Annotated in this window: 23 protein-coding genes; 9 read left to right on the top strand and 14 right to left on the bottom strand. The window is 69.5% G+C overall.

Annotation, left to right across the window (positions count from 1 at the left end):
- Nucleotides 1–156 precede the first annotated feature (156 nt).
- Nucleotides 157–906, top strand: coding sequence for a DUF2470 domain-containing protein (locus ACYVD1_RS10845; RefSeq protein WP_460770890.1), 750 nt, complete (start codon nt 157–159; stop codon nt 904–906).
- A gap of 21 nt (nt 907–927) precedes the next feature.
- On the opposite strand, the gene ACYVD1_RS10840 is transcribed toward ACYVD1_RS10845, so the two are convergent.
- From ACYVD1_RS10840 to ACYVD1_RS10795, 10 genes are all read right to left on the bottom strand, one after another.
- Entirely contained in the window at nt 928–1,326 is a 399-nt protein-coding gene (locus ACYVD1_RS10840; RefSeq protein ID WP_460770887.1) for a TMEM45 family protein, read from the bottom strand.
- 99 nt (nt 1,327–1,425) lie between these two features.
- Entirely contained in the window at nt 1,426–1,842 is a 417-nt protein-coding gene (locus ACYVD1_RS10835) for a hypothetical protein (protein WP_460770885.1), read from the bottom strand.
- A gap of 199 nt (nt 1,843–2,041) precedes the next feature.
- Nucleotides 2,042–2,419, bottom strand: a complete 378-nt coding sequence (locus ACYVD1_RS10830; RefSeq protein ID WP_460747088.1) for a metal-sulfur cluster assembly factor — start codon at nt 2,417–2,419, stop codon at nt 2,042–2,044.
- Nucleotides 2,420–2,893: a Fe-S cluster assembly sulfur transfer protein SufU gene (sufU, locus tag ACYVD1_RS10825; RefSeq protein WP_460747089.1), complete on the bottom strand. Its 474-nt coding sequence runs from the start codon at nt 2,891–2,893 to the stop codon at nt 2,420–2,422.
- Nucleotides 2,894–2,913: 20 nt separating this feature from the next.
- Entirely contained in the window at nt 2,914–4,200 is a 1,287-nt protein-coding gene (locus tag ACYVD1_RS10820; protein ID WP_460747090.1) for an aminotransferase class V-fold PLP-dependent enzyme, read from the bottom strand.
- A gap of 3 nt (nt 4,201–4,203) precedes the next feature.
- On the bottom strand, nt 4,204–4,965 hold the full coding sequence (gene sufC / locus ACYVD1_RS10815) for a Fe-S cluster assembly ATPase SufC (RefSeq protein WP_460770883.1): 762 nt from the start codon (nt 4,963–4,965) through the stop codon (nt 4,204–4,206).
- An 8-nt stretch (nt 4,966–4,973) separates the two neighbouring features.
- Nucleotides 4,974–5,309 carry a non-heme iron oxygenase ferredoxin subunit gene (locus ACYVD1_RS10810; RefSeq protein WP_460770881.1) on the bottom strand — a complete coding sequence of 112 codons (336 nt, stop codon included), beginning with the start codon at nt 5,307–5,309 and terminating at the stop codon, nt 4,974–4,976.
- Complete coding sequence (gene sufD / locus ACYVD1_RS10805) at nt 5,302–6,462, bottom strand: Fe-S cluster assembly protein SufD (RefSeq protein ID WP_460770879.1); 1,161 nt, start codon at nt 6,460–6,462, stop codon at nt 5,302–5,304. Before sufD ends, ACYVD1_RS10810 begins: the two co-directional genes overlap by 8 nt.
- Before the next feature lies 1 nt (nt 6,463).
- A complete protein-coding gene (sufB, locus tag ACYVD1_RS10800; RefSeq protein WP_460770877.1) occupies nt 6,464–7,876 on the bottom strand; it encodes a Fe-S cluster assembly protein SufB in 1,413 nt (470 codons plus the stop codon).
- Between the two features lie 20 nt (nt 7,877–7,896).
- Nucleotides 7,897–8,685 carry a helix-turn-helix transcriptional regulator gene (locus tag ACYVD1_RS10795; RefSeq protein WP_460770874.1) on the bottom strand — a complete coding sequence of 263 codons (789 nt, stop codon included), beginning with the start codon at nt 8,683–8,685 and terminating at the stop codon, nt 7,897–7,899.
- Nucleotides 8,686–9,122: 437 nt separating this feature from the next.
- On the opposite strand from ACYVD1_RS10795, the gene ACYVD1_RS10790 reads away from it, so the two are divergent.
- From ACYVD1_RS10790 to ACYVD1_RS10780, 3 genes are all read left to right on the top strand, one after another.
- Nucleotides 9,123–10,061, top strand: coding sequence for an ABC transporter ATP-binding protein (locus ACYVD1_RS10790; protein WP_460770872.1), 939 nt, complete (start codon nt 9,123–9,125; stop codon nt 10,059–10,061).
- Complete coding sequence (locus tag ACYVD1_RS10785; protein ID WP_460770870.1) at nt 10,061–10,897, top strand: ABC transporter permease; 837 nt, start codon at nt 10,061–10,063, stop codon at nt 10,895–10,897. The genes ACYVD1_RS10790 and ACYVD1_RS10785 overlap by 1 nt, the downstream gene beginning before the upstream one ends.
- Before the next feature lie 68 nt (nt 10,898–10,965).
- Nucleotides 10,966–11,766 (top strand): inositol monophosphatase family protein, encoded by an 801-nt coding sequence (locus ACYVD1_RS10780; protein WP_460770868.1) that lies wholly within the window; start codon nt 10,966–10,968, stop codon nt 11,764–11,766.
- On the opposite strand, the gene ACYVD1_RS10775 is transcribed toward ACYVD1_RS10780, so the two are convergent.
- Complete coding sequence (locus tag ACYVD1_RS10775; protein WP_460770865.1) at nt 11,707–13,062, bottom strand: MFS transporter; 1,356 nt, start codon at nt 13,060–13,062, stop codon at nt 11,707–11,709. The two genes, ACYVD1_RS10780 and ACYVD1_RS10775, sit on opposite strands and share 60 nt — an antisense overlap.
- Nucleotides 13,063–13,217: 155 nt before the next feature.
- On the bottom strand, nt 13,218–13,910 hold the full coding sequence (locus ACYVD1_RS10770; RefSeq protein ID WP_460770966.1) for an RICIN domain-containing protein: 693 nt from the start codon (nt 13,908–13,910) through the stop codon (nt 13,218–13,220).
- 127 nt (nt 13,911–14,037) lie between these two features.
- On the opposite strand from ACYVD1_RS10770, the gene ACYVD1_RS10765 reads away from it, so the two are divergent.
- From ACYVD1_RS10765 to ACYVD1_RS10750, 4 genes are all read left to right on the top strand, one after another.
- Nucleotides 14,038–14,418, top strand: coding sequence for a hypothetical protein (locus ACYVD1_RS10765; protein WP_460770863.1), 381 nt, complete (start codon nt 14,038–14,040; stop codon nt 14,416–14,418).
- 6 nt (nt 14,419–14,424) lie between these two features.
- Nucleotides 14,425–15,393, top strand: a complete 969-nt coding sequence (locus ACYVD1_RS10760; RefSeq protein ID WP_460770861.1) for an EamA family transporter — start codon at nt 14,425–14,427, stop codon at nt 15,391–15,393.
- Nucleotides 15,394–15,548: 155 nt separating this feature from the next.
- On the top strand, nt 15,549–15,734 hold the full coding sequence (locus tag ACYVD1_RS10755) for a hypothetical protein (protein WP_460747102.1): 186 nt from the start codon (nt 15,549–15,551) through the stop codon (nt 15,732–15,734).
- Between the two features lie 164 nt (nt 15,735–15,898).
- Nucleotides 15,899–17,020: a COX15/CtaA family protein gene (locus ACYVD1_RS10750; RefSeq protein WP_460770859.1), complete on the top strand. Its 1,122-nt coding sequence runs from the start codon at nt 15,899–15,901 to the stop codon at nt 17,018–17,020.
- Here the strand turns inward: ACYVD1_RS10750 and ACYVD1_RS10745 are convergent.
- Complete coding sequence (locus ACYVD1_RS10745; RefSeq protein ID WP_460770857.1) at nt 16,956–18,242, bottom strand: PrsW family intramembrane metalloprotease; 1,287 nt, start codon at nt 18,240–18,242, stop codon at nt 16,956–16,958. The genes ACYVD1_RS10750 and ACYVD1_RS10745 overlap by 65 nt on opposite strands.
- A gap of 165 nt (nt 18,243–18,407) precedes the next feature.
- Here ACYVD1_RS10745 and ACYVD1_RS10740 point away from each other — a divergent pair, with 165 nt between their 5' ends.
- Nucleotides 18,408–18,830, top strand: coding sequence for a hypothetical protein (locus ACYVD1_RS10740; RefSeq protein WP_460770855.1), 423 nt, complete (start codon nt 18,408–18,410; stop codon nt 18,828–18,830).
- 89 nt (nt 18,831–18,919) lie between these two features.
- Here ACYVD1_RS10740 and ACYVD1_RS10735 read toward each other — a convergent pair whose 3' ends face one another.
- Nucleotides 18,920–19,885, bottom strand: a complete 966-nt coding sequence (locus ACYVD1_RS10735) for a heme o synthase (protein WP_460770853.1) — start codon at nt 19,883–19,885, stop codon at nt 18,920–18,922.
- Nucleotides 19,886–20,435 lie beyond the last annotated feature (550 nt).

Raw genomic sequence — 20,435 nt, 5'->3', positions numbered from 1 at the left:
GCCGCACCATCGCACACAGCTCATGACTAGGCCCCCGGATCCCGGGGGCCTAGTCGTGTGCGCGGGCCGGGTCGGAGTGCCGTTTCTGCTTCTGCGTATCGGGGGATGCCAAATCCACATGGAAGATGTAGGTTAGGCTTACCTAATAGATTTGAGGTGGTCCTCCTGCATCCGCCACAGCACACGCCCTCCCCCGCCGAGCGGGCGCGCTCCGTCCTGTCCCGCCCCAACCCCGCCACGGTCACGACCGCGGAGCTCTCGCTCCACCTCACCGGTGCCGCCTGCCACACCGGAGCCGATGACGAGGTCACCCTGCTGGTACCCGACCAGCACCGCGTTCTGGCCGAGATCGGCAGCGGGGACCTGGAGGCGACCGTCGAGTTCACCGACACCGCACCGGTCGACCTTCGGGACCCCACGCGTTCCCTGCTCTGGATCAGCGGGACTCTGTGCGTCCTCCCCCTCCCGGAGGCCCGGGCCCGCTCCCTCGACGTCCTGGACGACGACCCCGACGAACGCCTGCTCGACCTCGGACACGGCCGCACGATGGTCTCGCTGACCCCCTACCTGCTGGTCCACTCCGACCAGGAGGGCTGCCACCTGCTGCACCCCGGCGAGTTCTCGGAGGCCGCCCCGGACCCCTTCGGCCGTTGGGAGGGGCCGTGGCTGCGCCACCTGGAACAGGACCACCCCGACGTCCTCTGGGCCCTGGTCACCCGCTGCGCCGCACCACTGCCCCAGGGCCGCCCGCGACCGCTCGGAGTCGACCGCTACGGCCTGCGCCTGCGCCTGGAGGGCCCCGGCGGCGACCACGACGTCCGCATTCCCTTCCGCAGGCCCGCCCGGGCCCCCCAGGACGTCGCCGCCGAGATCCAGGACATGGCCGGGCTCCACCACCGCTGCTGACCAGGGTGTACTCGTGCACCCCTAATGGGCGGGCGGGACGCTCTCCGCGTACGAGGCCAGGCCGAACCCGACGATGAGGAGCACGGCCAGGTAGACCGACTGGACCCTGACGAGGATGCTGCGCACGCGGCTCTGCCGAAGCGAGCACACCAGCCCGAAGTGGCACAGACTCACGACGATGCCGCACAGCGCCACCGCCAGCATCGTCCAGAGTGCGACAGGCATGACCCAGAGGGGCAGGCCGGACATCCCTATGGAGATCAGGGCGCCGACGAAGGCAAAGAACACGGAGAGGGCCGCCGGCACGGCCAGGAGCAGCCACACGACGATGAGCCCGGCGGAGGTCCGCTCACCCGGTTCCGCCGAGGTGAAGGTGGGGAGGTCGGCCTGGCTGCTGGGGGAGGATTCGTGGAGTGTCATGGCACCAGCATCCTCGGACGAGGCGGCCAGCACATCAGTACCCGTACTCAGTTGACCGGGCCCGGCCGCCGCTACTGACCGGGACTTAGGCCTGAATCCCTACGTGGAGACCGGGAACTGGTTCGCGTACTGGATCAGGGCCCACCCGATGACGAAGAACAGGGGGACGTACACCGACTGGAGCGTGAGGAGCAACTTGCGCGCGCGGCTCCGCCGGAGCGAGCACACCAGGCCGAAGTGCCACAGGCTCAGGGGGATACCGAACAGCGCCAGGAACAGCATCGAGAAGATCGCGAGCGCACCGACCCCACTCGGAACCTCGGTCATCGCCGCTGAGAGCGCGACGCCTCCGAAGATGTACAACCCTAGGAAGACCACCGGCACGGCCACGAGAAGCCACAGCACGATGAACCAGGGCGAGGTCCTGTCCCCCGTTCCCACCTGAGCCTGGTAGGCGTGGTGTGCCTGGTAGGGCGCCGCGGCCGGGCTGTTGGGGAAGGATTCGTGAGGTCTCATGGGAACAGCGTCCCCGGTGAAGGCGGCCAGCACATCAGTACCCGTACTCAGTTGGCCGGGTCCGGCCAGCAGCGCGCCCGTTCATGCGGGATCGGCCATCCCGCGTCCGCCCCACCCGTCGGTACCGGGCCCGGCCACACGAAAGGGCCGGACCACTGGAATCCCTCCAGGGCCCGGCCCGTACGCACGTCACATCAGATCAGACGTTGAAGCCCAGCATGCGCAGCTGGTCCCGACCGTCGTCGGTGATCTTGTCCGGACCCCACGGCGGCATCCAGACCCAATTAATCTTGACCTCGCGCTCGAACTCCTCGAGGGCGCTGTTGGTCTGGTCCTCGATCACGTCGGTCAGCGGGCAGGCCGCGCTGGTCAGGGTCATGTCCAGGGTGATCGACTCGTCGTCGTGGTTCACCCCGTACAGCAGACCCAGGTCAACGATGTTGATGCCCAGCTCGGGGTCGATGACGTCCTTGAGCGCCTCACCGATCTCCTCGGCCAGCGCCTCCTGCTCAGGGGTGAGCGGAGCCGCTTCAGGCTTCTCAACCGTCTCGGTCGTCGTGCTCTCGTTGTCGCTCATTCAGGCGCCTTCCTTCTCCAAGGACTGCGACACCGCGTCCTTCCAAGCCATCCACCCCAGTAGGGCGCACTTGATCCGAGCCGGGTACTTGGACACGCCGACGAACGCCACGGCGTCCTCCAGCACGTCCTCGTCGGGCTCGCCTTGCCCCCTGGACTGCATCAGCTCGGTGAACGCGTCCAGGGTCGTCATACCCTCAGCCACCGTCTTGCCGATGAGCAGTTCGGTGAGCACCGAGGTGCTGGCCTGGCTGATCGAGCAGCCCATCCCATCGTAGGAGACGTCGCTGACGACCGCCTTCTCGTCCAGCTCCGAACCTGTGGCGGGGGTCAACGTGACCCGGAGCGTCACCTCGTCCCCGCAGGTGGGGTTGATGTGGTGTGCCTCGGCGTTGTGCGGATCCCGCAGCCCCTTGTGGTGCGGGTTCCGGTAGTGGTCCAGGATGATTTCCTGGTACATCGCGTCCAACTGCATGGTCAGGCAGAATCCTCGTACTAGAGCCCAGGGCGTTCGAAGAACTTCTGGGCGGCCCGGATGGCCTCCACGAGCGCGTCCACGTCCTCGAAGGTGTTGTACAGGTAGAAGGACGCGCGCGTGGTCGCGACGATACCGAGCTTGCGGTGCAACGGCCAGGCACAGTGGTGGCCCACCCGGACCTCGACACCCTTGTCGTCCAGGACCTGGCCCAGGTCGTGCGGGTGGATGTCGTCCACGACGAACGACACCGCCCCTCCCCGGTCCACTGCCTCGGTCGGGCCCACGATCCGCACACCCTCGATCGCGCCCACGTGCTTGAGGGCGTATTCGGTGAGTGCGTGCTCGTGCGCGGCGACCCGGTCCATGCCCACCTTCGACAGGTAGTCACAGGCCGCGGCCAGACCGACGGCCTGCGGAGCCATCGGCACACCAGCCTCGAAGCGCTGCGGCGGGTCCGCCCACGTGGAGTGGCTCATGTGCACCACGCCGATCATGGATCCGCCACTGATGAACGGCGGCATGGCGGCGAGCAGCTCCCGGCGCCCCCAGAGCACCCCGATCCCGTTGGGACCGAGCATCTTGTGCCCCGAGAAGGCCAGGAAGTCGACGTCCAGTGCGGCGACGTCGACCGGCATGTGCGGCACCGACTGGCAGGCGTCCAGCAGCACCATCGCGCCGACCGCCCGGGCCCGGGCGGTGATCGTGTCGACCGGGTTCACGGTGCCGAGCACGTTGGACTGGTGCGCGAAGGCCACCAGCTTGGTGCGCTCGTTGACCAGCTCCTCGATGTCCGACAGGTCCAGACGACCCTCGTCGGTCACCGGGAACCAGCGGAGCGTCGCACCGGTGCGCTGGCAGAGCTGCTGCCAGGGCACCAGGTTGGCGTGGTGCTCCATCTCGGTGACGACGATCTCGTCGCCCGGACCCACCTGGAAACCGCTCAGCGCCTGTTCCGCGGTGGCCGCGTTGCTCATCGCGTACGCGACCAGGTTCACCGCCTCGGTGGCGTTCTTGGTGAACACCACCTCGTCGGAGTCGGCGCCGATGAATCGGGCGATGGTCTCCCGCGCGGCCTCGTAGGCGTCGGTGGCCTCCTCCGCGAGCTGGTGCGCCCCACGGTGCACCGCAGCGTTGTGGCGCTCGTAGAACCCGCGCTCGGCGTCCAGCACCGAACGCGGCTTCTGCGAGGTCGCCCCGGAGTCCAGGTACACCAACGGGCGCTCGTCACGGACGGTCCGGGAGAGGATCTCGAAATCCCCCCGGATCGCCGCGACGTCGAGCTGTCCCAGCTCGCGATCACTCATGTGTTATGCGCCCGCCTTCACGAACCGCTCGTAGCCGTCGGCCTCGAGGGCGTCGGCCAGCTCCGCACCACCGGACTCGGCGATACGTCCCTCGGAGAAGACGTGCACGTAGTCCGGCTTCACGTGATTGAGGATGCGGGTGTAGTGCGTGATGAGCATGACACCCAGGTCGTTGTCGGCCTGGGCGCGGTTGATGCCCTCGGAGACGATCTTGAGCGCGTCGACGTCCAGACCGGAGTCGGTCTCGTCCAGGATGGCGATCTTCGGCTTGAGCAGCTCCAGCTGGAGGATCTCGTGGCGCTTCTTCTCACCGCCGGAGAAGCCCTCGTTGACGCCGCGGGCGGCGAAGGCCGAGTCGATGGACAGGCCCTTCATCGCGCCCTGCAGCTCCTTGGAGAAGTGGCGGAGCTTGGGGGCCTCGCCGCGCACGGCCGTGACCGAGCTGCGGAGGAAGTTGGACATGGACACGCCGGGCACCTCGACCGGGTACTGCATGGCCAGGAAGACGCCGGCGCGGGCCCGCTCGTCCACCTCCATGTCCAGGACGTTCTCGCCGTCGAGGAGGACCTCGCCCTCGGTGATCTCGTAGCGCGGGTGGCCGGAGATCGCGTAGGCGAGGGTGGACTTGCCGGAGCCGTTGGGGCCCATGATGGCGTGGGTCTCACCGGAGTTGATGGTGAGGTCGACGCCCTTGAGGATCTCCTGCCGCTCGTCCTCACCGATGAGGACGTCGGCGCGCAGACCGCGGATTTCGAACTTCGTCATTTCAGGCCTCAGGAATTCTTCTCATCCAGCGACACGAGCACGTCGTCGCCGTCGATCTTCACGTCGTATGTGGGAACCGGCTGGGTCGCGGGCGGGTTGATCGGCGCCCCCGAACTCAGGTCGAAGCAGGAGCCGTGCAGCCAGCACTCGATGGTGCCGTCCTCGACCTCCCCTTCGGAGAGACGGACCTCCGCGTGCGAGCACACGTCCCGCATCGCGTAGACCTGGCCCTCGGAGCGCACCAGCGCGACGGGGGTCTCGTCATCGGTCTCGATCCCCAGGACCCCCTCCTCAGGGATCTCGTCGAGCTCGGCGACCTTGATCCAGCCGTCCGTCTCACTCATGCGCGGCCAGCTTCTGCTCGACCTTCTCCATGACGCGGTCACGCAGTTCCTCGTCGTCAATGCGGTTGACGATGTCCAGGAAGTAGCCGCGGATGATCAGACGACGGGCCTCGTCGGCGGGGATCCCGCGCGACTGCAGGTAGTAGAGGTGGATGTCGTCCAGTCGACCACTGGCGCTGGCGTGCCCGGCACCCGCGACCTCACCGGTGAAGATCTCCAGGTTCGGCACGGAGTCCACGCGGGTGTCGTCGGAGAGCTGCAGGTTGCGGTTGTTCTCGTAGGAGTCGGTGCCCGTGGTGCCCTCGCCGATGATCACGTCACCGATCCAGACCGCATGGGCGTCCTTGCCGTTCAGCGCACCCTTGTAGTCCACCCGGGAGCGGGTGTTGGACAGGTTGTGGTCGATCAGCGAACGGTGCTCGTGGTGCTGCTTGTCACCGGCGAAGTAGAGCCCGTACAGCTCGGCGTTGCCGCCCCGGCCCTCGTAGGACACGCGCGGGGACAGCCGGACCACGTCACCACCCAGGGTGATGATGACCGACTTGAAGGAGGCGTCCTTGCCGACCTTCGCGTTGTGCTGGCTGACCTCGACGGCGTCGTCGTCCCACTCCTGGAGGCTGACCAGGTTGAGCTTGGCGCCGTCGCCGACGTGGATGTCGAGGTTGCCCGCGCGCACACCGGTTCCGGTGCTGGTGATGATCACGGTGGCCTCGGCCAGCGGCTGGACGTCGATGACCAGCTGCTCGAAGGCGGTCCCGCCGAGCCCCTTGCGGTCGATCGTGATCGGCTTGTCGCCGACCAGCTGGCGCGGCACGGTGACAACGGTCGCCTGCTCGAAGGAAGTGTAGGCCTGGGCGACCACGCGGTCCACCGGAAGGCCCGCCTTGCCCAGACGCCCGTCGTCACGGCCGACCTGCTCGACGGTGACACCCTCGGGCGCGTCGACGACGGTCTCGTCGGTGCCGTCGGCGGTCCCCTTCCAGTCGTGCAGCTTCTTGAGGCGGCGCATCGGCGTGAAGCGCCACTCCTCCTCACGACCGTTGGGGACGGGGAAGGCGTCCACGTCGTGCGAACCGTGCGTGTCGAGCTTCGAGACAGGGATCTGCCCCAGCCCGTGGCTGTGCGCCTTGGGCTCAGTGTTCGCGGTCGTCAACTTATCCCACCGATCCTTCCATCTGGAGCTCGATCAGGCGGTTGAGCTCCAGTGCGTACTCCATCGGGAGCTCCCGTGCGATGGGCTCCACAAATCCTCGAACGACCATGGCCATGGCCTCTTCTTCCGGCATCCCCCGGCTCATCAGGTAGAAGAGCTGGTCCTCACTGACCTTGGAGACGGTGGCCTCGTGCGCGAGCTCGGTGTCGTCCTCGCGCAGGTCGTTGTAGGGGTATGTGTCGGACCGGCTGATCGTGTCGATCAGCAGGGCATCGCACTCGACCGAGGACTTGGCGAGGTGCGCACCCTCCTGGACCTGGATCAGGCCGCGGTAGGAGGAGCGGCCGCCGCCGCGCGCCACCGACTTGGAGACGACCTTGGACGAGGTGTTGGGTGCGCAGTGCACCATCTTGGCACCGGTGTCCTGGTGCTGGCCCGCGCTCGCGAAGGCGATCGACAGGGTCTCGCCCTTGGCGTGCTCGCCCATCAGGTAGACGGCCGGGTACTTCATGGTGACCTGGGAGCCGATGTTGCCGTCGACCCACTCCATGGTCGCGCCCTCTTCGGCGATGGCGCGCTTGGTGACCAGGTTGAAGACGTTGTTCGACCAGTTCTGGATGGTCGTGTAACGGCAGCGGGCGTTCTTCTTGACGATGATCTCGACGACCGCGGAGTGCAGCGAGTCCGACTTGTAGATCGGCGCGGTGCAGCCCTCGACGTAGTGGACGTAGGCGCCCTCATCGACGATGATCAGCGTCCGCTCGAACTGGCCCATGTTCTCGGTGTTGATCCGGAAGTAGGCCTGCAGCGGGATCTCCACGTGCACGTTCTTGGGCACGTAGATGAACGACCCACCGCTCCACACGGCGGTGTTCAGCGCGGAGAACTTGTTGTCACCGGGCGGGATGACGGAGCCGAAGTACTCCTCGAAGACCTCCGGGTGCTCCTTGAGGGCCGTGTCCGTGTCCAGGAAGAGGACGCCCTGCTCCTCCAGGTCCTCGCGGATCTGGTGGTAGACGACCTCGGACTCGTACTGAGCGGCGACACCGGCGACCAGGCGCTGCTTCTCCGCCTCAGGGATACCCAGCTTGTCGTAGGTGTTCTTGATGTCCTCGGGCAGGTCCTCCCAGGACGTGGCCTGCTGCTCCGTGGACCGCACGAAGTACTTGATGTTGTCGAAGTCGATCCTGGACAGGTCCGCGCCCCAGTCGGGCATGGGCTTCTTGCCGAAGAGCTTCAGCGACTTGAGGCGGAGCTTGGTCATCCACTCCGGCTCGCTCTTCTTGTCCGAGATGTCGCGGACAACCTCTTCGTTCAGACCGCGCCGAGCAGTGGCGCCGGCGTCGTCGGAGTCGGCCCAGCCGTACTCATATGTTCCGAGCCCTTCGAGCTCGGGGTGCGCGATGGAAGTCATGCGCGGACTCCTCCTGGACTTCAGACGTCCTTTTGGTGAACTGAGCCGCCCGCCCGCTGGCGGATGGCCGTGTTGGACGCGGGGGTGCCGTTGTCCCCGCTCGCCCCGTCCTCCCGTGGGGTGACGTGCGTGGTGCACACACCGTCGCCTTGGGCGATGGTGGCCAACCTGCGCACCGGGGTGCCCAACAGCCGCGAGAAGGCCTCGATCTCGGCCTCACAGAGTTGCGGGAACTCCGCGGCCACGTGCGCGACGGGGCAGTGGTGTTGGCACAGCTGGTCGCCGCCACCAGGCGCGGGTGCCTGGCCCGCGCTGGCTGCGTAGCCGTCGTTGGAGAGCGCCTCGGCCAGCAGACGGACGCGCTGTTCCTGGGGAACCGCGTCCAGCATGGGCTTGTAGCGCCGCTCCAGGTCGGCGACCTGGCTCTTGGCGAACTGGCTGACGGCCTCGGGACCAGCGGTCTGCGCGAGGAAGCGCAGCGCGCTGGAAGCGAGGTCGTCGTAGGCGTGAACGAAGGCGTCACGCCCGGCCTCTGTAATGGCGAAGACACGGGCGGGGCGGCCCCGGCGGCGTCGGCCGTGGGTGGGCCGTGCGTCCCGGGCCTCGACCATGCCCTCACCGGTCAGGTTGTCGAGGTGGCGGCGGATGGCCGCCGGAGTGAGTCCGAGCCGCTGCCCCAGTGAGGAAGCGGTGATCGGGCCCTTCTCCAGGATGAGCCGGGCAACACGGGCACGGGTCCCATGATCGGGCCCGTTCAGGGTTCGGGGCGCGCTCGACACGTCAGGCACGGTGCTCCCCTCCCGTCTCATCGATCGGCTCCTACTTTAGACAACATCAGTGTGGCCTAATTGAGTCCGCCGTGGCAAACCCGGATTCATGCACTTCGTCACGAAGGTCAGGCTTGCCTAAGCAGGGATTTCACCCCGATGTGGCACGTGGGAACCACCTTCACGCACGCCGTAAGTTTTCCGATCTCTCACATGGCGAGACAGGGGTCCCACAATCCGAACCCACTCGCGGGCGGACTGCGACCGGGACCGTGCTCGGCGAGCGCACGACCAGGGGAAAACACGCGCCGAATGGGTACAACGCGGCCCACTGCGCCATTCTTCCAGTTCTGCGACGGGTAGTGCGCCCGCATAACGGATGCCCGAATCTGGACCACCCCACGGGCCCCGAACTGCGGCAACCCGCTTGGGGCGGGGTGGTGAAGCCGAGCCCCGCAGCGCACGTAAACTCGGGCCCCATGGACACAGCCGCCGTCGAGGTCGTCGACCTGGTGAAGCGCTACGGCGCCACCACGGCCGTCACGGGCCTCACGTTCACCGCGCGCCGCGGCGCGGTGACCGCCCTGCTCGGCCCCAACGGCGCGGGCAAGACCAGCACCGTCGAGATCTGTGAGGGGTTCCGCCGCGCCGACGGCGGAAAGGTGCGGGTCCTGGGGCTCGACCCCGTCGCCGACGCCACCAAGCTCAAACCGCGCGTGGGCGTGATGCCGCAGTCCGGCGGGGTGCCCACCGGCGCCCGAACCGCCGAGTGGCTCCACCTCATGGCCTCCTTCCACGCCGCACCGATCGACCCCGACCTGCTCCTGGACCGCCTCGGCCTGACCGCGGCCGCCGCCACACCGTTCCGCCGCCTGTCCGGAGGTCAGCAACAGCGCCTGTCCTTGGCCTGCGCCGTGGTCGGCCGCCCCGAACTGGTCTTCCTGGACGAGCCGACCGCGGGGCTGGACCCGCAGGCGCGCATGGCCACCTGGGACCTGGTCTCGGCCCTGCGCGAGGCGGGCGTGGCGGTGATCCTGACGACGCACTACATGGAGGAGGCCGAGCGGCTGGCCGACCACGTGGTCATCATCGACCGCGGCGCGGTGGTCGTCGAGGGCACCCCCGACGAACTCACCGAAGGTCGGCGCGAGGTCCGCTTCTCCACCACCGGGCCCGTCGACACGGATGCGCTGAGGGCGGCCCTGCCCGCGGACAGCCGCGTCTCCGCCACAGCCGCGGGCGGTCGGCACGAGTACGCCATCGCCACCGACGACCCCGACGCCCTCGACCCGGAGTTCCTGGCCTCGGTGACGGCCTGGTGCGCCTCCGCCGGTGTGCTCGCCGAGGACCTGCGCATGCGGCGGCGTACCCTCGAAGACGTCTTCCTCGAAACCACCGGCCGGGAACTGCGGAAATAATGACCGAGCACACTTCAGGCACGGCCGGTCCGGCCGTCACCGAAGCCCCGACGCCCGCCCTCGAACCCAGCCTCTTCACCCCGGCCCCCGGCGCCGCCCCGATGCGGCGCATGATCGCGGCCCAGGCCGGGATGGAGCTGCGCGTCATGCTCCGCCATGGTGAGCAGTTCCTCCTCACCATGGTGATTCCGGTGCTCCTGCTGGTCGGCTTCAGCCTCGTCAACGTGCTGGACGTCGGTGAGGGGTCGCGCGTGGACGCGCTGACGCCCGGGGTGCTGGCGCTGGCCATCATGTCCACATCCTTTACCGGCCTGGCCATCGGCACCGGTTTCGAGCGCCGCTACGGCGTCCTCAAGCGCTTGGGCGCGACCCCGCTGTCCCGGTTCGGGCTCCTGGCCGCCAAGACCCTGGCCGTGCTGGTGGTGCAGGCCATCCAGATCACCGTGCTGTGCGCGGTGGCCCTGCTCCTGGGCTGGTCGCCGTCGCTGGAGCCGGTCGGCGTGCTCGCCGTCGTGGGGCTCGTGCTCCTGGCCACCGCGGCCTTCAGTTCGCTGGCGCTGCTGATGGCGGGCACCCTGCGCGCCGAGGCGACGCTGGCCGGCGCCAACCTGGTGTACGTGCTGATGCTCGGCCTGGGCGGCGTCCTATTCCCCACCAGCAGTTTCCCCGGACCGATGGAGCAGGCGGTGGGTTTCCTGCCGATCACCGCGCTCAGCTCGGGGCTGCGCGACGTGCTCGCCGACGGGAGCCTGCCGGGCCTGGGCGCCTTCGCGGTGCTGGCCGTGTGGACCGCGGTCGCCGGTTACCTGGCCTCCCGCCTGTTCCGCTGGGAATAGGGCGGTCCCTGCCGTCCCGGATGGACCCGAGCGGCCCTGCCCGAAAGGCACCGCTCTAGGCTGTCGGCATGACGATCGACATCGACGCGGTGACCAAGATCCTCCGGGAAGCCGCCGACACGGCTGTCCTGCCCCGGTTCCGGTCCCTCTCCGGAGGTGAGGTGTCGGAGAAGGCACCCGGCGAGGTCGTCACCGTCGCCGACCGCGAGGCCGAGGAGCTGATCAGCCCGCGGCTGCGTGAGCTCCTCGACGTCCCGGTCGTGGGCGAGGAGGCCGCCTCCGCCGACCCTGACCTCCTCCTAGCACTGCGACGGGAGCCGGCCGCCTGGCTGGTGGACCCGGTCGACGGCACGCGCAACTTCGTCCGGGGCGACACCGAGTTCGCCGTCATGGCCGCGCTGGTCCGGGAGGGCCGGACCGTCGCCTCCTGGATCCTCCAGCCGGTGGAGAACCGCGTGTACACCGCCGAACTCGGCTCCGGTGCCTGGCGGGACGGGGTCCGGCTGCGCCGCGAGCCCGCGCCCCCCGCCCCGGCCGAGCTGCGCGGGGCCGTCCTGTCCCGGTTCCTCTCGGCGTCCGCCCGCGAGCGCGTGACCGTCGCCGCGTCCGCTTTCGCCGAGGTGGATGCGGGCGCCCACTGCGCGGGTGTGGACTACCCCCGGTTGGCCGAGGGGGAGCTCGACTTCGTGCTGTTCCAGCGGACCCTGCCCTGGGACCACGCGCCCGGCGCACTTCTGCTGACCGAGGCGGGCGGGGTCGCCCTCCGTCCCGAGGGCGACCCCTACCGGCCCGACGACAACCGGCTGGGCCTACTCAACGCCGCCGACGAGCGGACCTGGCGAACCGTGGGGTCGCTCCTGCTGGCCTGAGGGCTGCCGTCGTCGGCCCGGGCCAGGGCGCGCTCGAACCAGGAGAACCACGACCGCCACCGCGAGGAGCGCCGCGCCGACCAGCGGATAGCCCTCGTTCGGGGAGGCCACCCCGAGGAAGAGGCCGACCGCCGCGCCGCCCAGCGACGAACCCGCGTTGTAGGCGGTGTTCACCCAGTTCCCGGCCCTGGTCCGGTAACCGCTGGTCACCGACTCGTCGGCGAGCAGGAAGGTCGTCGTGATCAGGGGCGCCCCGAAGATCCCGACCACGAACAGAAGCGCGACCAGGGCGGGGACACCGGGAACCAGGGCGGCCGCGGCCACGCCGCCGCCCATCGCCAGCGCGATCAGGGCCAGCCGGGTTCGGGTTCGGGTCCGCCAGGCGACGGCCCCGTAGGCCAGACCGCCGAGAGCGCTGCCCGCGGCCTGCGCGGACTCCACCAAGACCACGGCCTCGATGGCGCCCCGCTGTTCGGCGAAGGCGACGTTGAGCAGTACCGCCGACCCCAGCGTCAGGCCCGCCGCCGCGGAGATCGCGACCGCGGAGAGGAACCCGCCCCGGTCGGTGAGGTGCGGGCCATTCGGGCGCCGCCTCGTTGGCCCGGCCCCGTGTCGGCCCTCGTCCCGGGTCTCGTACTGGGCCTTGCACTGTTGGGGCGGATCGCCGTCGGCGCGGCGCGCGGCCTCCATGCCACGAGACGCGGACGAGGTCACCAGGCCCGCGGCCCCGGACACCACCAGGGCGGCGCAGAGCGCCAGCCCGGCCGCGGGCGGCCACACCCACAGCAGGGCGCCCAGGAACAGGGGGCCGGTGAAGATGATGAGCTCCTCGACCACGGTGTCCAGGCTGTAGGCCCGCTGGAGCAGGGCCCGGTCGGCGCACAGGTGGCGCCACACGGTCCGGGTCACGGGGCCGAGCGGCGGCGCGCAGGCACCCGCCACCGCGGTGAGGGCGGACAGCACCCCGATGTGCGCACCGGGGTTCCAGGCGGTGGCGGCCAACCCCGCCAGGGCCAGGGCGTGGATCCCGGCCATCGGGAGCAGGGCGCGGCGCGGACCGTGGAGGTCGATGAGTGAGGCACGCAGCGGCGACAGGACCGTGACGCTGAGGCCGAACAGGCCCAGCACCAACCCGACGTGGGCGTAGGAGCCGGTGGAGTGGACGACTGACAGGACCAGGGCCAGCGAGACGATGCCGTAGGACAGTCGGCCCAGGAGGGCGGGGGCGAGGAAACGGGGGACCCCCGTGACGCGCAGGACGGCACGGTAGGTCGGCGCCCGGTGGGGCGAGGACATGAGTGTTCTCCGCAGGGAGGACGGCGCGTGTGGTCAGCGCCGTGGATGTGCGTGGACGCCAAAGGACCGCGGGGCCGTTGGGGGCCGACCGCGGTGGGGCGCCGGTCTACGCACGGGTGGAGAACATGCGGGAGAGGTTAGCAGGCGGGTGCGGATCAGCCCAGGGGTACCAGCCGCCACTGCTGGTGGGCGTGGCCCCCGTTCTCCGCTTGGGCGACCATGGTGCCGTTGTCGTGGCCGCCGCCCTCCCCTTCGAGGGCCTGCCCGGTGGCCCGGTTGACCAGGCTGACCGTTCCGTCCCCGGCTTCGGCCACGGTCCAGTGCTGGTTGTGCGCCCCGGTCCGGGTGAGGATCGCGGCAACGGGCTGGGCCTCCTCGTCGGCGGGGATCTCCAGCAGCTTGTCACTGCCCACCCCGACGACTTCGTAGAAGCCGTCGTCCAGGGGAACGAACCGCCACTGCTGGTTCCCCTCGTCGTGCTGGTCCCACAGGTGCACGTGGGCCCCGTTCTCCTCGGAGGCGCCCGCGACGTCGGCGACGCGGTCCCCGTGCACGTTCTGGATCACATAACTCGCGTCGGGGTCGAGCCCTGCGGGGTTGGCCTCCTGCTCTTCTTCCTCTTCCTCCTCGGGCTCTGGGGCCTCGTCAGGAGCGCCCGAGGGCTCCACGAGGATGCCCGACACCACGGACATCTCGTCGGGGTCCGCCTCTGTCTCGGCGACGAACACTCCCGCGAGGTATCCACCGAGAGCAACGACCAGGACCAGCGCGAGGGCGCCGGCGGCCATCGGCCACCTGGGCACGTGCCCATCCGAGGCGTCGGCTCGCGTTGCTCTGCGGTGGGACATGGCGGGGCTCTCCTGCGGGGGCGGGACGATAGGGGTCATATCGGAACCGCACCATCTCACACCGCGTGCTTCCCGCGCGTCCGTCCGGCCCCGGGTTCACCGTGACCGCTCGGTAGGGTGTTCGCCCATGGAAGCCTTCGGAGTGCCCTGGTTCATCGTTGTCCGCTACTTGGGGCCGCCCCTGTTCCTCCTCGTGGTGGGCGGTGCCCTGCTGCTGTGGCGACGGCCGGAGCGGGCTGGCCTGGCGTGGACGGCTCTCGCGGTGAACCTGCTGGGGGCGGCGCTGCCGTTCCTGTGGATCGGTGTGCAGAGTCTCACCGGGCAAGGGGACCTGACGGTGATCGGCCTGGTCATGACCCTGTTGCAGCCTGCCGTGGTGTGCCTGGCCTGGATCCTGCTCCTGCTGGCGCTGGTGTGGCGGCCGCGGGCCGCGGAGTCGGCACCGGATGGAGAGGGGCTCGGAGACGGAGCCGAGGAGGCGGCCCGGGAGACCGAAAACGTAGGATGACTCAACATGAGTTCCCGGACCGGTTCGACCAGCCCCTTCTCCCCCAGCGCGGCGCTGGGTTCGCTTCCCCCGGTCTGGCTGGTGATGGTCAGCATCATCTCCGTGCAGACCGGCGCGGGCGTGGCCAAGAACCTGTTCGACGTCCTGCCCCCCGCCGCGGTGGTGTGGCTGCGACTGCTGACCTCAGCGGTACTCCTCGTCCTGCTGGTGCGCCCGGCGCTGCGCGCCCGGAGCCGCACCGACTGGATGGTGGTGGCCGGCTACGGCGTGGCCCTGGCGTCGATGAACTACTTCATCTACCAGGCCTTCGCCCGCATCCCGCTGGGCATCGCGGTGACCATCGAGTACCTGGGGCCCCTGGTGATCGCGATCCTCGGTTCGCGCCGCCGCATCGACCTGCTCTGGGCGGGCCTGGCCGGGCTCGGCGTGGCCGCACTGGGCATCGAGTTCGGTGAACTGGACCCGCTGGGCGTGCTGTTCGCGGTGCTGGCCGCGACCGCCTGGGCCGGGTACATCCTGCTGAGCGCGGCCACGGGGCAGCGCTTCAGCGGGGCCTCCGGGCTGGCCATCGCGAGCGTGGTGGGCGTGGTCGTGATGGCGCCCGCCGGGATCGCCGAGGGGGGCGCGGCCCTGCTGGACTGGCGCCTGCTGCTGTTCGGCCTGGCTGTCGGGGTGCTCTCCTCCGTGGTGCCCTACACGCTGGAGCTGACCGCCCTGCGCCGCATGCCGCCGAGGGTGTTCGGGGTACTGATGAGCCTCCAGCCCGCGGCCGCGGCCCTGGTGGGGCTGGTACTGCTGGGGGAGCTGTTGACCGTGTGGCAGTGGCTGGCGGTGGCCTGCGTGATCGCCGCGAGCGCGGGCGCGACACGCAGTGCAGCCAAGCGCGAGGAGCGGGAACGCCGGGCGCGGGAAGAACGGGATCACGAGGGGCGGGGACGGGACCAGACCAATACGGGTGCGGACCCGGACAACTAGAGACCACGGGTCAGCGCTGCTGAGGCACTGGAACGGCAGCACACCACCACGAATCCGGCAAACTTCGCACCGAGTGCGTTTTCTCCAGCGCTCCGCGGGCTATTCATGCGGCTGGGAAACGGACCCGTTCCTGACTCGCACTCGAAGGGGAATCCATGCGCATCGCCGCCAAGCTCACCCTGACCCTGCTCTTCACCGCCAGCCTGCTCGGGTTCGGTGCCGGCGCCGCGTCCGCCGGTACCGACGCGTGGCAGTACTGCGCCAATCAGCAGCAGTCCGTCGGGGTGATCAACCTCAACCTGAACCTGTTGAACTCCTGCATCGCGCAGTTCAACAACTAAGGGTCCGTTCGACCCCGCTGAGGGCCCCGGAACGCGTTCCGGGGCCCTCAGTGCGTCCGGGACCAAGGGCATACTCCACGGACGCACCCCGCCCGTCACCCCTGGTCGCGACGGTCGGCGGGGGCGCGTCCGGCAGCGCCGACCCGTGTACTACGCTGTGTCGTATGCTTGCATCCCCGGCCTCCGCGACGACGGCCACGAACACGATCGCCCCGCTCGCGGCGGAGGACCTGGACGACATCGTCCTCCTCGGTGTCCCCCTGTGGGGCTGGCAGATCGCCCTCGCCGCCGTCGGCGTCCTCGCGCTGATCCTGCTCGCCCGCACCATCTGGAACCCGACCGTGAAGTCGGTCCGCGCCTGGGCGTTCGGCAACATCGTCGTGAACGCCGGGATCGCCGTCACCGGAGCCACCGTGCGGGTCACCTCCTCGGGCCTGGGATGCTCCGAGTGGCCGCAGTGCACCCCCGACAGCTTCGTGCCGATCGACACCGGGCACGCCGCGTTCAACGCCGCCATCGAGTTCGGCAACCGCACGCTGACGTTCCTGGTCCTGGCGGTCGGCGTGATCACGCTCGTCGCCGTCGCCCGCATGGTCCCGCGCCGCCGGGACCTGTTCGTCATGGCCGCGATCATCCCGTTCGGCGTCATGGGACAGGCCCTGGTCGGCGGCATCACCGTCTGGAGCAACCTGCACCCGGCCGCCGTGGCCACGCACTTCCTGTTGTCCATGGTCATGGTCTTCATCACCGTGGCGCTGTACGTGCGCTGCCAGGAGCCCGCGGGCAAGCCCCAGGTCTCCGTGGGGCCCATGCTGCACGCGGTGAGCATCGGCCTGGTGGTGGTCGGCTTCCTGCTGCTGATCGCCGGGACCGTGGTCACCGGGACCGGGCCGCACGGCGGGGACGCAGCGGCCCCGCGCTGGAACCTGGACCTGCCCTCAGTCACCCAGGTGCACGCCGTGCTGGCCTGGCTCAGCCTGGTAGGGAGCATCACGGCCGCGGTGATCGCCTTCCGCACCGGGGCGGCCCGACCGGTCCGCTTGAGCAGCTCCCTGCTGCTCGTCCTGGTCATCCTGCAGGGCGTGCTGGGCTACACCCAGTACGCGTTGGAACTGCCCGAGACGCTCGTGGTGCTGCACGTGCTCGGGTCCGGGCTCACCTGGATCGCGATCGTCCGCCTGTACTTCTCCACCACTCGGCTGGTTCCCGAGGGCGGGAGCCTCAACGGCGAGGAGGCTGGCCGTGACGGGGAACGTAGTCCTGCTGAGCCTGCGTCTGAGCGATAACGTGCGCGAAGTCGGCACGGCGCATGAAGCCCGAGTCCGTCGGGTTCTCCGCCCATCCCGGGGTCACCGGCTGCGGTAGGCGCCCGAGGAAGGTGTCCCGGGCCACGTGCATCAGCGCCAGGAACGAGTCCCGCCTGACCTTCCAGTCCTCACGGGGCAGGCCGGCGTCCAGCTTCTGGTGCAGGAGGGCGAGCTCCGTGGCGGCCAGCTGGTACTCCTTCATCGCCTTGCGGCCCCGCGGGCCGGCGTTGCGTGCGGCCCATTCCCTCGCCTGTCGCCGCCCCGCCATCGAGCTGAGCATGCTGAGGTCGGCCAAGGTGACCAGTCCCGTGGAGATGTAGGGCGGGAGGTAGCGGTCGATCGCCGCTACCTGGCTTCGGCGGTCGCGGGCGGCGACCCCCAGGATGCCCATGAGCACCGCGAACAGCACCAGGTAGGCCAGGCCCAGACCGGTCCAGCCGAAGAAGGTCGAGCTGTTCCACAGGGCGTGCAGCAGCACGGCCGCCACCCACCCGGCGATCGGCGCCAGGAAACGGAACCCGCCGGTACGCATGGCCGCGTACGCCACGCCGAGGCCGATCATCGCGGTGTAGAGCGGGTGCCCGAAAGGGGCGATGAGCCCGCGGAGGGCGAAGGTGGCGACGAGCGTGCCGTCGAAGAAGGCGCTGAGGAAGTAGAGGATGTTCTCCGTGAAGGCGAAGCCGGTCGCCACCATCCCCGCGTAGACCACCCCGTCGGTGAAGGTGTCGATCTCGTGCCGACGCCTCCACAGCAGGATGAGCAGGACCAGGCCCTTGGCGCTCTCCTCCACGACGGGGGCCACCACCGACGTGGTGAGGAAGTCCGCCGCACCCTCGCCGAACAGCGGCACCGCGAAGTAGGCCATGCCCCAGCTGTTGAGCACGAACGACGCGACGACGGCCACCCCCGCGCCCCAAGCGAAGGCGAAGAACAGCACCCAGCCGGGTTCCGGTTCGAGCCGGTCGAGCATGAGGATCAGCGGGATGAGGATGGTGACCGGGATGATCGCGGTGGTCACGCTGACGAGGAAGCCGGTCCCACCGTCGATTCCTGCGGCCGCTCCCCCGGCCATCGCCAGCAGCCACAGGTACACGAACATACCGATCATGCACACCACGCTGACGGTGGTGCCCAGGATGAGGGTCATCGAGTAACGGGAGCGGCGACCCTGGAGGATGGCCTTGCTGTCGAGACGGGGCATGAGCACAGATCGTAGCGGGTCAACGGTCCCGTCGGAGGTGCCGGGAGGGCTGGCGCGGCGGGCGCGTACTCCAGCCGCGCCACGCACCCCGCCGGTTTCCTGCCGCCCGCACGGCACGAGTACGGCAGAATCGGACCCCACTGTTCGCCACCCGGGAGGCCGACCATGGACCAGAACAAGCTCACCGCCCAGCACGGCACCGGACTCTGGGGCCAGTTGCTGCGTATCGGGGCCGTGACAAGCCTGGCGGCGCTCCTGTGGGAGTTCGTCACGGCCGGGCAGCTGATCACGTACAACATGGACTTCCTGCCGCTGCACTACGGCGGGGCCTTCGCGGTGCACGCGGCCACCGGCCTGCTCGCCCTCGCGGCGCTCATGGTGTGGCTCAGGGCCCGGACGAAGGGAACCCGGTCACCGGAGCAGACCCTCCTCGTCGTGAGCCTCGGCGCCTTCGTGACGGGTTTCCCCCAGGCCGCCACCGGCACCTACGGCCCGTTGCAGCTCCACGTACCGTTGGCGCTGCTCCTGGCGTCCCTCACCGTGTGGGCCGCCGTCCTGGCCTTCCGCCACCGCTCCGCGGCCGGCTGACACCAGGGTCGGCCGCCACACCCCGTGAACGACGGCGGCGGCGCTCCCTGCTCCGGGAGCGCCGCCTTGCGCGTTTCGGGGGCCTCGTCCTAGGCGACCAGGCGCGCGATCAGCGGGTCGATGGTGACGGCCGCGAACAGCAGCGCCAGGTAGGCGTTGGAGAGGTGGAAGAAGCCCATCGTCTTCAGCTTGGCCCCGGTCACCCCCGCCTTCGAACGGCTGAGCAGCCGGTGCGCCTGGAACACCAGCAGGGCACCCAGGATGAGGGCGACCGCACCGTAGAACCAGGTGGTTCCCGCGACCGGCCAGAAGATGAGGGAGACCACCACGGTCGCCCAGCTGTACAGGACCGACTCGAGCAGGACCCGGCGGTCGCTGGCGACCACGGGCAGCATCGGCACACCGGCGGCCGCGTAGTCCTCGCGGTAGCGCATGGCCAGCGTCCAGGTGTGCGGCGGCGTCCAGAAGAACACGACCAGGAAGAGCACGAACGGCGCCCAGTCGAGGCTGTTGGTCACGGCCGCCCAACCGATGAGGACCGGCATGCACCCGGCGATACCGCCCCACACGACGTTCTGCGCGGTGCGCCGCTTGAGCAGGATCGTGTAGACGAAGATGTAGAACGCGATCGCGAAGACCGACAGCACGGCCGAGAGCACGTTGACGAACACGAGGAAGCCGACGGTCGAGCCGATCGCCAGGATCAGGCCGTACACGAGGGCGCCGCGCGGGGTGACCAGGTCCATCGCGCCCGGCCGCTGGCGGGTGCGACGCATCTCACGGTCGATGTCGCGGTCGATGTAGCAGTTCATCGCGTTCGCGCTGGCGGCCGACATGGTTCCGAAGAGCAGGGTGGCGACCGCGATCCACAGCGGTGGCACTCCCCCGGCGGCGACGAACATCACCGGAATGGTGGTGATGAGCAGCAGCTCGATCACGCGGGGCTTGGACAGGGCGACGTAGGCGCGGACGTAGTCGCCCACGGAGGCCTTGCGGGGGGCCCCAGGGGCGTTCGCGGGGGTCTTGTCGCTGTGGGCGCGGTTGGTGAGAGCCATCAGTGCCGAGTCCCCACGTCCGGACGCTCTCGTGTCCCCTGGGGGGCCAGCTCGGTTGCAGACACGCGGATACCTCGACAACTCTTAGGGATTTCGACACTGCTCGCCACGCGGGGTCGATCGAACCGACAAAGCGTCAGGATCAGCGGAAACCCCGTCAACGACATACTGTAGTACTTGCTCGCGCGACCCGGTGACCACCCCCCTGCGAAGAGATGGCCTCCGGCCCGGGTGGCCCCTGACCTCCGGCCCTGACACCCGCCGCCCCCGCGGATGCAGGAAAAGGTTCGCACAGGCCCCGCCGTGCTTCCAACGTGCCACGCGCCCCAAGGGGAGCCCAAGAAGAGGGAACGAACCCGCACACCTGCCGCGCTACCCGCCGGTAAGGGGAGGTGTCGGGCAACGACATCCCCGGCCGCGGACGATAGGCTCGGATTCGGCCCCGTTCGTGGTCCCCCACCATGGGAACCGCGCTCCGGCAAGCCTGGCCCAGGTGCTGTGGCCCAAGCGTCACGGCCCGGCCCCTCAGCGACACGGGGCCGTGCCCGGT

It is taken from the genome of Nocardiopsis nanhaiensis (assembly GCF_054778635.1).
Note: the sequence above shows the minus strand (reverse complement) of the source record. Positions and strands in the feature narration are given on the sequence as shown.